This window comes from Sphingobium sp. SA916 (assembly GCF_002894065.1).
In the GTDB taxonomy this organism is placed as follows: Bacteria; Pseudomonadota; Alphaproteobacteria; order Sphingomonadales; family Sphingomonadaceae; genus Sphingobium; species Sphingobium fuliginis.
The window spans coordinates 1-11215 of record NZ_LXYF01000092.1 but is presented as its reverse complement, the minus strand read 5'-3'; the positions used below and the strand labels follow the sequence as shown (position 1 = coordinate 11215).

The following is an 11215-nucleotide window of genomic DNA, read 5'->3' as shown; positions in this document are numbered from 1 at the left end:
AGGCGGGAGGGGGTTAGGGGGTGGGCTGGCGCGGCATCTGCGCTGTTTTGCAACGGCTAAGTCAGAAGCTCGCTACGCTCGCGCCCACCCCTAACCCCTCCCGTTTACGGGAGGGGAATGTCTTGGATTGGTCGAAACAGACGAGCAATCACCGGTCCGTATCTCAACTCGGCATGCGTAACCCAAAAGCGACACCCGCCTCGAAAACCATCCTATTTCCCGCACCGGGACGGATTCAGCCTGTCCTATTCCGCCTTGCCCGGCCTAACCAGCACCCCTCTTTGAAAACGTCCGAACCATCGCGCCCATGCCTACGCGCGCCCGGGCACGCGCGCGCATATGGTGTGAACTTCGGCGGAAAACCGCCGGAATCTCACCCCCTGATCCGCCCCACCATCGCCTGTCCGGCCACCCGCTGCCGCAGATAGCGCCGCTTCAACACCACGCTCGCCACCAGCAGCGGCACGCCCAGCATGATGCAGATCGCGCCCAGCATCGGCGGCCAAAGTCCGAACAGGCTGTGCATGTTCAAGGCGGAAGGCGCCAGCACCAGCAGGAAACCCGCCGTCAGCAGCCATAATCCCCAACGGCGCGGCCTGACCGCGATCATGCGCATCTCGTGCCGGTGCGCCTTGCGCCCTTCCTTCGTCGACAGATCGGGATGCTTCATCGCAGGCCACTAAAGCGGAAAAGGCGACCTGCTGTCCAGCGTCAGAACGGGGCTTTCGTTCGCTCGCCGCTTGGGCTACATGCGGGGCATCCCCGGGGGACCGTCCACAGGCGGTTGAGAGGCGGCTGACGTGGCCGCGACCCGCTGAACCTGATCCGGATAAGACCGGCGTAGGGAGGGAACGGCTTGTTCGCATGCAGCAACCCGCGCCCGCCCTCCGCCCCGATGCGAAGAGGAGGACGGCAAGCCATGGACAGCATTTCCGTCCTGACCCTGCGCCTGGCTGAAGCCATCGGCCTCTACATGATCGTCATCGGCACAGGGGGCCTCGTAGCGCCGCAGCGCTGGCGGCAGATGATGGACGATCTGGAACGCTCGCCCGGTCTGGTGATGGCGCTGGCCTTTCCGGTCTTCGCGGTCGGCGCGGCGCTCGTCCTCATCCACAGCATCTGGCGCGATCCGCTGTCCATCATCGTCTCGGCCATCGGCTATGTCGCGCTGATCGAGGGCGCTCTGCTGCTCGCGGTCCCGGCGCCCCTGCTCAAGATCGGTCGCTGGTCCCTCAACTTCACCCGCGCCTGGGCGATCGTCTCGATCATCCTCGGCATCCTTCTCTTCCTCGCTGGCCTCACCGGCCGCGCCACCGTCATCGCCTGAAAGGAACCCAAATGGCAGACGTCCCAGCACGAACAGAGATGCGCGTCACCACCGGACCCATCCGTGGCTCGCGCAAGATCCATGTCGGCCCGCTCAAGGTCGCCATGCGCGAGATCGACCTGGAACCCGGCAGCGGGGAGCCGCCGGTCCGCGTCTATGACACCTCCGGTCCCTACACCGATCCGGATGCCCGCATCGACATCATGGCGGGCCTTCCCACGCTGCGCCGCGACTGGATCATCGGCCGGGGCGATGTCGAGGAATATGACGCCCGCGCCATCCAGCCGGAGGATAACGGGCTGAAAGGCCCCGACCGCAGCGGCGGCGTTCAGCCCTTTCCCAACACGGTCAAGCGTCCCCTGCGCGCCAAGGCTGGAGCGAACGTCTCCCAGATGCACTATGCCCGGCGCGGCATCATCACGCCGGAGATGGAATATGTGGCCGAGCGCGAAAATCTGGGCCGCGCCCGCCTCGCCGAATATGTCCGCGACGGGCAGGACTGGGGCGCGTCGATCCCCGACTATGTGACTCCGGAATTCGTCCGGGAGGAGGTCGCCCGCGGCCGCGCCATTATCCCGTCGAACATCAACCACCCGGAATCGGAGCCCATGGCCATCGGCCGCAACTTCCTGGTGAAGATCAACGCCAATATCGGCAACAGCGCCGTCGCCTCCGATGTGGCGAGCGAAGTCGACAAGCTGGTCTGGTCGATCCGCTGGGGCGCCGACACGGTGATGGACCTGTCGACCGGCCGCAACATCCACGACACCCGCGAATGGATCATGCGCAACTCGCCGGTCCCGATCGGCACCGTGCCCATCTATCAGGCGCTGGAGAAGGTCGGCGGCATTGCCGAGGAACTGACCTGGGACATCTTCCGCGACACGCTGATCGAGCAGGCCGAGCAGGGCGTCGACTATTTCACCATCCATGCGGGCGTGCGCCTGCCCTACATCCCGCTGACCGCCAAGCGCGTGACCGGCATCGTCAGCCGCGGCGGGTCAATCATGGCGAAATGGTGTCTCGCCCATCACAGGGAAAGCTTCCTCTACGAGCATTTCGACGAGATCACCGAAATCATGAAGGCCTATGACATCGCTTATTCGCTGGGCGACGGCCTGCGTCCCGGTTCCATCGCCGACGCCAATGACGAAGCGCAGTTCGCCGAACTCTACACGCTGGGCGAACTCACCAAGCGCGCCTGGGAACAGGATGTGCAGGTGATGATCGAAGGCCCCGGCCACGTCCCGATGCACAAGATCAAGCAGAATATGGACAAGCAGCTCGAAGCCTGCGGCGAGGCGCCCTTCTACACGCTTGGGCCGCTCACCACCGACATCGCGCCGGGTTACGACCATATCACCAGCGGCATCGGCGCCGCGATGATCGGCTGGTACGGTACGGCCATGCTCTGCTACGTCACGCCCAAGGAGCATCTGGGCCTGCCCGACCGCGACGATGTGAAGGTGGGTGTCGTGACCTACAAGCTCGCCGCCCACGCCGCCGACCTGGCCAAGGGCCACCCCGCCGCCAAGGTCCGCGACGACGCGCTGAGCCGCGCCCGCTTCGAATTCCGCTGGCGCGACCAGTTCAACCTGTCGCTCGATCCCGACACGGCCGAGAAATATCACGACCAGACGCTTCCCGCCGAAGGCGCGAAGACCGCCCATTTCTGCTCCATGTGCGGCCCCAAATTCTGCTCGATGAAGATCACGCAGGAAGTGCGCGACTTCGCCGCCAGGCAGAACCAGCCCGCCGACAGCTTCCTCGCGGCGGAGGACGCCGAAAAAGGCATGGCCGAAATGAGCGAAATCTTCCGGCAGACCGGCGGCGAACTCTATATGGGCGCTGGCGACCGGGAGCATGATTGAGTTCAGCTCTACATAGCCAAGGATGACCCGAATGACCGCCCCCGCTTATCTTGTCAGCGCGGTTGATCTTGGTCCTTGAGCCGCGGAAAATCGTTGCTTCATGGCGTCGGCGAGCGGGTGGGGACGGTCTGGACGGGCCGGTCTGTCCGGGAAGTTGCCGGCGCCTTCGGCGGGTGCGTGGCAGACGCAGCCAAGTCGTCGCAGCGGCTGCGTGATATGAGCAATGCTGGTCTGCGCCGATGGGCGGGCACAAGCAGCGGGCCTTAACCGGCGAGCAGCAATCGATGCCGTTGCGGCTCGGAATGGCCGCATTGATGGTGCGTTCCCCGGCGATCCAGCAGGCCGAGCGGCTATCAGCTTAGCCCGAACGCGGTGTGGTCGTTGCTGACCAATGCAAGCCACAGCTTCAAAAAAGCCTGTTCGCCATCCAGGATAGCACGGAGATGTGATTCACACTGACTTTTGGAGGTTGGCGCGGAAGGCGAAGTTATTCATGACGATCAATGGGATCGGTTGCGAGAGTTCGTGCCGGGAGGCCTTAAGGGCAAGCGGGCCCTCGCAGCGACGGGCAGGGGCGGCGGCCCTGTAGTCGCTCATCTGCCCCTCGCTCGGCAGTATTATCAATGGCCTGCCCTTGCCGTCGCACACGGCATGGAGCTTCGAGTTCAGGCCACCTTTGGTGCGTCCGATACGTCTGGGATCAGCCCTTTTTCAAGCAGACTGGCTGCGGTCCGATGCGCCTTCAGATGCGTCGCATCGATCATGAGTTGATCGGGCCTGCCGGCCTTCGCCGAAAGGGCGGAGAAGATCTGGTTGAACACCCGAGCCGGCTCCATCGGATGAAGCGATTGCAGATTGTCTTGGGTGGGCCATAATCAACGGGCGCATCGCACCATCGCAAGCCGTTCTTGATTACGAAGATGCTGCTGATGATGATCTGACGATCACTCACCCGTGGCACGCCGTGCGACAGCTGAAATATGGCTCAATCCGGCGCATCTGCGCCTCCGAAAGCCAGATCAGATCACTCAAGGCGACGCCTCCTCACGCCGCCATTGAATCAACCAGTCGCCATCTCCGCAAGCAATTCAATAGGTCATGAGCCTAGCTTGCGAACCGGAAGCCGATCCACAGCGTCCGGGGGGTGCCCAGGTCGATGGACCCTCCGGCGTTGCGGGTGATCACCTCCTCATCGAAGAGATTCTCGCCCCGGGCAACCAGGGTGACGCCATGGCCCAGCGGCAGGCGCGCCACCGCATCGACGGTCAGCGCATCGGGCAGGACATCGGTCTGGAGGTCATCCTCATATTGCTTGCCGACATAGCGCAGCGTCGCGGAAAGCGCCGGTCCCTGCTCCGGCTCCCAGGCCAGCGTGGCGCTCGCGGCATGACGGGGGCTCTGCGCGGGGGTGAGGCCGTCAAAGCCCATGCCCGGCGCATGGACGGTGCTGTGGCTATAGGCATAGGATGCCGAAAGCAGGAAGTCGTCCACCCGGCCGATGGCGGTCAATTCGATCCCCTTGGCGGTGATGCGGTCGACATTCTGCCGCTCGCGCGTGTTGGCGACATTGGTGAGGGTGACATTGGCTATGGCATCGTCCAGCCGGTTGATGAAGCCGGTGGCGGAGAGGGTCAGGCCCGGAATGGGCGTGAGGTCGATGCCCGCCTCCACGCCCTTCAGCTTTTCGGGCGTCAGCGCGGCATTGGCGCGGGTCGTGATCGGGAAGACCACGAACGGCCGATATAGCTCGTTCAGCGTCGGCAGGCGGAAACCGCTATAGGCCGCGCCACGTAGCGCGACTGCATCGCTGATGCGGTAGAGAGCGCCCGCCCTTCCGGAGAACTGCCAGTCCGAACGGTCGGCAAAGCTGTTGTTGGCCGCACCGGTGCCGGTGGCGCGATAGAAGCCGTTGCTGATCGTCCAGCGATCCGCCCGCACCCCGCCTGTCAGGACCAGCCGGCCCAGCGTCCAGTCATCCTCGGCAAAGAGGCCGGTGGTCATCTGCTCGCCGCCGGCATGACGGCGGGAAGTGACCGGATTGGCCGCTATATTCGCGTTATAGCCATCCTCGAACATGTCGCCGGTGGCGAAGCGGGTGTCGGCCCCGATGCGCAGCACATGGTCGGGGCCGACCGGTGGTCGCAGCTCGATCTTGCCGCCGATGCCGGTCGAGGGCGTATTGCGCTGGTCGAGCGACTTGCGGAAGGTGGATGCCGAAATCACGATGTTGGAGAAGTTGCGCGCCTGGATATAGGCCAGCGCATCGACCTGCCATGCACCGCGGGATATGAAGCGGATGCTGGCGTCCTGCCCTTCGCTCATGCTGTCCGCGCCCTTGAAGCGCAGGGTGCGCTCGTCGTGGAAGATGGTGCCGCGGAACTGGATCTCCGATGTGGCGGACAGGGGCGCGACGGCGCGCAAATTGGTCGACCAGCCGTCATAGGCGGCAGGCGAAGTCGCGGCGACGCGCTGGTTCCGGGGCGTGGTCTGGAAGCCGTCGCCCCGGTCCCAGCGACCCGAAAGCGAGACATAGCCGCCGCCCAGATCCGGCGTCAGGCTGGCGGTCAGTTCGGTCGCATCCTTGCTGCCGTAGAAGGCGCTGGCGCCGAAGGTCGGAAGCTGATCCCGCGTCGCGCTGGCGAGTTCGATGGTCCCGGCCACCGCGCCCGCGCCGAAGGCCCCAATGCCGCCGCCGCGCGTCACCCGCACCACCGACAGGCGGTCGGGCACCAGCGCGCTGAAGGGGATATAGCCGAAAAAGGGATCGGCCATCGGCACGCCGTCCAGCAGCACCAGCGTCCGGCTGGAAGCGTTGCCGCCCAAGGCACGCAATGTCGCTCCCTGGGCCGAAGGATTGGCGGACCGGCTGTCGGAACGGCGGAACTGCTGGAATCCCGCCACATCGCCCAGCACGCTCTCGATCCGGCCGGAAGCGCTGTTGGTCAGCCGGTCCCGGTCGATGATCACCGACCCATAGGCCGGCGTCCCCGGCGGCAGGGACAGCCCCTCCCCCGTCACGACGATGCGGTCCGTGTCGGACGCCTCCGTCCCGGCGGCCGCAACCGTCGGAATTGCGGCCAGAACCAGTGACAGCGAAAGATATTTCATCGGCGCCCTTTCCTCTCTTTGGGAGAGGGACTAGGGGCGCCGCGCAGGAAGTTCAAGCGACCCTTTTTCCGGTTGACGCCGCCAGAATCTTGTCGATCGTCAGCGGATAGTCGCGCAGGCGCACGCCCGTGGCGTTGTAGATCGCGTTGGCCACCGCCGCGCCAGCCCCGCAAATGCCCAGTTCACCGACGCCCTTGGCCTTCATGGGCGAGCTTTTGTCGTCCAGTTCATCGATGAACAGCACGTCCTGATGCGGGATGTCGGCATGCACCGGCACCAGATATTCGGCCATGTCGTGGTTGACGAAGAAGCCGAACCGCGTGTCGACGCTCAGCTCCTCCATCAACGCCGCGCCCACGCCCATGGTCATCGCGCCGATCACCTGGCTGCGCGCCGATTTGGGATTGAGGATGCGCCCGGCGGCAAAGGCCCCGCCCATGCGGCGGACGCGGACTTCGGCGGTGTCGATGTCGACGCCGACCTCGCAGAAATGCGCGCCGAACGTGGCCTGCGCATAGCGTTTGGTGAGGTCGCCATAGTCCATGCTGTCCTCTGCCCAAAGGCCCTCGCGCCCCGCCAGCGTCCCCAGCGGCTGGGACTGGTTGCCCAGGCGCACCAGACCATCCTCGAACAGCGCCTTGTCCGCCGGGAAGCCCGCCTTTTCGGCCAATTTGGCGCGCAGGGCCATGGCGGCGGCATAGACGCCCGCGGTTGAGCTGTTCCCGCCCCACTGGCCGCCCGAGCCGGACGACGCGGGAAAGCGGCTGTCGCCCAGCCGCACGGTCACGGCGTCCAGCGGCACGCCCAGCATTTCCGCCGCCGTCTGGCCGATGATCGTGTAGCTGCCGGTGCCGATGTCGGTCATGTCGGTTTCGACCGTCACATGCCCCTTGGCATCGACGCCGATGCGCGCACCCGACTTCGTGACCAGATTGTTGCGGAAGGCGGAGGCGACGCCCATGCCGACCAGCCAGCGGCCATCGCGCACCTGCCCAGGCTTCGGATTGCGGCGGTTCCAGCCGAAACGTTCCGCGCCCTCGCGCAGGCATTCGACCAGCTTGCGGCTGGAAAAGGGGCGCTGCGGCCCGGCTTCGGGATCATATTGCACATCGTTGCGGATGCGCAGTTCGACCGGATCGACACCGCAGGCCTCGGCCAGCTCGTCCATCGCGACTTCCAGCGCCAGCAGGCCCACCGCCTCGCCCGGGGCGCGCATGGCATTGCCTTCCGGCAGGTCCAGCGTCGACAGGCGATGCGTCGTCAGCCGATTGGGACCGCGATAGAGCAGGCGCGTCTGCTGCGCCGCCGTTTCCGCGCCGCCGCCGGGCAGGTCGCCCGACCAGACCTCATGCGCGATGGCGTCGATCACGCCCTGCCTGTCGGCGCCGATGCGGATGCGCTGGATGGTGGCGGGGCGGTGGGTGGTGTTGTTGGGGATTTGCGGCCGAGCGATCGCGACCTTCACTGGACGGCCGACCATGCGCGACCCCAGCGCCGCCAACAGCGCATCGGCGCGCAGGAACAGCTTCGCGCCGAAACCGCCACCGATATAGGGTGAGACGAGGCGGATATTCTCCTTCGAAATCTTCAGCGTCGCCGCCATTTCGCCCACGCTCCAGGCGATCATCTGGTTAGAGGTCCAGAGCGTGAGTTTGTCGCCATTCCAGGCGGCGATGGTCGCGTGCGGCTCCATCATCGCATGGCTCTGGTCGGGCGTGGTGTAGTGCTGGTCGATCTTCACCGCCGCCTTGGCGAAACCGGCTTCGAAATCGCCCGCTTTGGTATCAGCAGGGCCGCCGAAGCCGCCTTCGGGCGGAACGCCCTTGTCGCGCTCCGCCGCCAGATCGAAACGGCCCTGATCCGGCGCATAATCGATGCGGACGAGCCGGGCGGCGTCGCGCGCATTTTCCAGCGTATCCGCGATGACCAGCGCCACTGCCTGCTCATAATGTTCGATCTGCGGGCCGCCCAGCAGATGGGCGGTGTTCATATTGCCCTTGCCGAGCGGCCCCGCATTCTGGTGGGTGACGATGCCCAGCACGCCGGGCGCGGCTTCGGCGACCCGCAGGTCCATGGCGCTGATCCGCCCCTTGGCGATGGCCGACCCGACGATCCAGCCATAGGCGGCGTTGGGCGCGGCATCGTGCCGTTCATAGGCGTAGGGCGCGGTGCCGGTGACTTTCGCGGCGCCGTCGATGCGGTCATGGGGAATGCCGATGACGCGGCCCCGGTCGATCGGGTTGGTGGTGGCTGGCGTGTCGAACTTCATGGCTCAGGCCCCCTTCTGACGGTAGAGCGAGGCAAGGGTGCGGGCGGTCAGTTGCTGCTTGAACGCATTATGCGCGGTGGGCCGCGCCCCGCTGAGCGCCGCCTCCGCCACGGCCGCCGCGCCGGACGGGGCGGCGGCATCTGCGGCATCGGTACGCCAGGGCTTGGCCCCTATGCCCCCGAAGGCGAAGCGCGCCCGGCCGTCCTTCTCAAACACCGCCGCGACGGACACCAGCGCAAAGGCATAGGAGGCGCGGTCGCGCACCTTGCGATAGACATGGGTGCCGCCCAGAGGCTTTGGCAAGGTGACAGAGGTGATGAGTTCGCCGGGCTTCAGCGCATTTTCGATATGCGGCGTCTCGCCCGGCAGCAGGTGGAAATCCGCGACCGGAATGGAGCGACGGCCGCCATCGGTGCCAAGCGTATCGACCTGCGCATCGAGCAGGCGCAGCGCCACCGCCATGTCGGACGGATGCTGCGCGATGCAGGCGTCGCTGGTGCCCAGGATCGCCAGGCTGCGGCTCATCCCCTTGAGCGCGCCGCAGCCGCTGCCGGGCTTGCGCTTGTTGCAGGGCATGCGCGTGTCGTAGAAATAGGGGCAGCGGGTGCGCTGGAGCAGGTTGCCTCCGGTCGTCGCCTTGTTGCGAAGCTGACCCGAAGCACCCGCCAGCAGCGCGCGGCTGAGCACCGCATAATCGCGGCGGACGGCCTTGTCGGCGGCCAGATCGGTGTTGCGGACCAGCGCCCCGATCCTGAGGCCGCCTTCCGCTGTCGGCTCGATGCGGTCGAGGCCCAGATGATTGACGTCGATCAGATGGGTCGGCGTCTCGATCTGGAGCTTCATGAGGTCGAGCAGATTGGTGCCGCCCGCGATGAAGCGCGCGCCCTGGGTGCTGGCGGCCGTCTTCGCCGCTTCCTCGACGCTGGCGGCGCGGCTGTAGGTGAAGGGCCTCATGCCTTGTCCTCCGCAGTTCCATGGCCGGCGACTTCGCGGATCGCCGCGACGATGTTGGGATAGGCGGCGCAGCGGCAGATATTGCCGCTCATCCGCTCGCGCACCTCGCTCTCGGAAAAGGCCACGCGGTCGAGGTCCTCCGTGGCGTGGCTGGGGATGCCCGCCTCGATCTCCTCCAGCACCGCCACCGCCGAACAGATCTGGCCGGGCGTGCAATAGCCGCATTGATAGCCGTCATGGGTGATGAAGGCGCGCTGCATCGGGTGAAGCTTTTCCGGCGTGCCGAGCCCCTCGATGGTGGTCACATGATCGCCCTCATGCATGACGGCGAGGGTGAGGCAGCTGTTGATCCGCCGCCCCTCGACGATCACCGTGCAGGCGCCGCACTGGCCATGGTCGCAGCCCTTCTTGGTGCCGGTTAGGTGGAGATGCTCGCGCAATGCGTCGAGCAGGGTGGTGCGGGGGTCGAGTTGCAGATGCACTTCCCGGCCGTTCACGGTCAATCCTACGGCGCTCATCTGGGCCTGCTCCTTCTGGCGTTGCGGGCGGGCGGGAGCAGCGGCCTGCGCGTCGCCCAGCACGGGAATGGCGGCGGCGGCGGCGGCGCTGCCCTGAAGCAGGCCCCGGCGCGTCAACGGTTCTGGCATGCGATGCTCCTCCTCCTGCCCCCGCCATAGGAAGCGAAGGGCGATCATATTCGGTCGTTGCTCACTGATTTGACAGGCAGAATAGTAGCATATGGCCACGCGAGGCCAAGCCGCAAGGTGGGAAAAGCCACTATCGGGCGGGGAAATCCGGCGGGATCGGAAAAAAATGATTTTATGCAGATTCTCCCTTGCCGAGGTGGGAAGCCGCTGCTAGTTGCCCCCCACCCGCCGAGAGGGACACTTCCTCCGGCCGCCAGAGCGGGCGTAGCTCAGGGGTAGAGCACAACCTTGCCAAGGTTGGGGTCGAGGGTTCGAATCCCTTCGCCCGCTCCAGATTTCCTGCCCTTTTCAGGGCAGAACAGCCAAAAATCGAAAATCACACCCCACTCAATCTCCATAGATTGACCGGGTAAATGGCGCGTGGTTAGACGCGCCATTCTCTACTGTTAACTGCATCGCTCGCGTTGGTCCTTTCATTGGAACGTGCGCTTTAATGAGACTCTCTTTTAAGCCTCCTTCTTCATCGATCTGATGATCCGCATCGGGGCTTTCTCGCTTGTACATCCGAGATGCCAACCATTGCACGTTGCCGCGTGCTTTCCCAGCGACTTCCCCCGAAGCGTTGTAATGTCAGGCGGTAAAGACGATCTGCTTCGGGATAGCATTTAGCCGACAAGTAGCTGTAGGCAGCAGCTATGTGAGTCTCTGTATAAGGGTCGAGAACAGTGGCGAGCCTATGTTCTGAAATGACTTTTGTATAGTTTCCCTTGGCAGCTTCCTGACGGATCAACTTGTCCAGCGTCAGGTCTCCGGTTCCGCTTCGCTCCACCTCCGTCCGGATATGGCGGCGATGAGCTTAATCCACCAACAAACCTATCGGTCCACTCAGTAGGGGCAGATCACTTTGTCAACGCAGCCTAGCTGTCTGGTTGCGACACATCATTGGGATATGGTAAAGAATGCCATCGCGGATCACGCGTGGCGCTTTGCCGTCCTTGCTGATGAGGTTTCGTGATGGTGCAGATACATCCCCAGGCTC

General features: G+C 65.0%; 7 protein-coding genes, 1 tRNA gene, 1 pseudogene and 1 riboswitch. Of the genes and pseudogenes, 3 read left to right on the top strand and 6 right to left on the bottom strand.

Features of this window, described 5'->3' with window-relative positions:
- Window positions 1-373: 373 nt before the first annotated feature.
- The gene (locus tag A8G00_RS22990) at window positions 374-670 is read right to left on the bottom strand and encodes a hypothetical protein (RefSeq protein ID WP_099185394.1); all 297 of its coding nucleotides are present in this window, start codon (window positions 668-670) and stop codon (window positions 374-376) included.
- A gap of 83 nt (window positions 671-753) precedes the next feature.
- A riboswitch (TPP riboswitch) is annotated at window positions 754-864 on the top strand.
- Between the two features lie 55 nt (window positions 865-919).
- On the opposite strand from A8G00_RS22990, the gene A8G00_RS22985 reads away from it, so the two are divergent.
- Together A8G00_RS22985 and thiC are read left to right on the top strand one after the other, a co-directional pair.
- Entirely contained in the window at window positions 920-1327 is a 408-nt protein-coding gene (locus A8G00_RS22985; RefSeq protein ID WP_099185393.1) for a DUF2065 family protein, read from the top strand.
- 11 nt (window positions 1328-1338) lie between these two features.
- A complete protein-coding gene (thiC, locus tag A8G00_RS22980; protein WP_099185392.1) occupies window positions 1339-3198 on the top strand; it encodes a phosphomethylpyrimidine synthase ThiC in 1860 nt (619 codons plus the stop codon).
- Between the two features lie 576 nt (window positions 3199-3774).
- Here thiC and A8G00_RS25725 read toward each other — a convergent pair.
- The 5 genes and pseudogenes from A8G00_RS25725 to paoA form a co-directional block, all read right to left on the bottom strand.
- Window positions 3775-4230: pseudogene (locus A8G00_RS25725) on the bottom strand (IS5 family transposase); the annotation flags it as partial.
- A gap of 72 nt (window positions 4231-4302) precedes the next feature.
- Complete coding sequence (locus A8G00_RS22970; protein WP_048578381.1) at window positions 4303-6306, bottom strand: TonB-dependent receptor; 2004 nt, start codon at window positions 6304-6306, stop codon at window positions 4303-4305.
- A 52-nt stretch (window positions 6307-6358) separates the two neighbouring features.
- Window positions 6359-8575, bottom strand: coding sequence for an aldehyde oxidoreductase molybdenum-binding subunit PaoC (gene paoC, locus A8G00_RS22965; RefSeq protein WP_099185391.1), 2217 nt, complete (start codon window positions 8573-8575; stop codon window positions 6359-6361).
- A 3-nt stretch (window positions 8576-8578) separates the two neighbouring features.
- Window positions 8579-9529 carry an FAD binding domain-containing protein gene (locus tag A8G00_RS22960; RefSeq protein WP_099185390.1) on the bottom strand — a complete coding sequence of 317 codons (951 nt, stop codon included), beginning with the start codon at window positions 9527-9529 and terminating at the stop codon, window positions 8579-8581.
- Window positions 9526-10176, bottom strand: a complete 651-nt coding sequence (gene paoA, locus A8G00_RS22955; protein ID WP_099185597.1) for an aldehyde dehydrogenase iron-sulfur subunit PaoA — start codon at window positions 10174-10176, stop codon at window positions 9526-9528. The genes A8G00_RS22960 and paoA overlap by 4 nt, the downstream gene beginning before the upstream one ends.
- Before the next feature lie 258 nt (window positions 10177-10434).
- Between paoA and A8G00_RS22950 the strand changes: the two genes are divergently transcribed.
- Window positions 10435-10509 (top strand) — tRNA-Gly (locus tag A8G00_RS22950).
- Window positions 10510-11215: the final 706 nt, after the last annotated feature.

What these genes read in the sequence shown, in the direction of transcription:
- A8G00_RS22990 (WP_099185394.1), bottom strand. Translation starts at nt 670, where the DNA reads ATGAAGCATCCCGATCTGTCGACGAAGGAAGGGCGCAAGGCGCACCGG.
- A8G00_RS22985 (WP_099185393.1), top strand. Translation starts at nt 920, where the DNA reads ATGGACAGCATTTCCGTCCTGACCCTGCGCCTGGCTGAAGCCATCGGC.
- thiC (WP_099185392.1), top strand. Translation starts at nt 1,339, where the DNA reads ATGGCAGACGTCCCAGCACGAACAGAGATGCGCGTCACCACCGGACCC.
- A8G00_RS22970 (WP_048578381.1), bottom strand. Translation starts at nt 6,306, where the DNA reads ATGAAATATCTTTCGCTGTCACTGGTTCTGGCCGCAATTCCGACGGTT.
- paoC (WP_099185391.1), bottom strand. Translation starts at nt 8,575, where the DNA reads ATGAAGTTCGACACGCCAGCCACCACCAACCCGATCGACCGGGGCCGC.
- A8G00_RS22960 (WP_099185390.1), bottom strand. Translation starts at nt 9,529, where the DNA reads ATGAGGCCCTTCACCTACAGCCGCGCCGCCAGCGTCGAGGAAGCGGCG.
- paoA (WP_099185597.1), bottom strand. Translation starts at nt 10,176, where the DNA reads ATGCCAGAACCGTTGACGCGCCGGGGCCTGCTTCAGGGCAGCGCCGCC.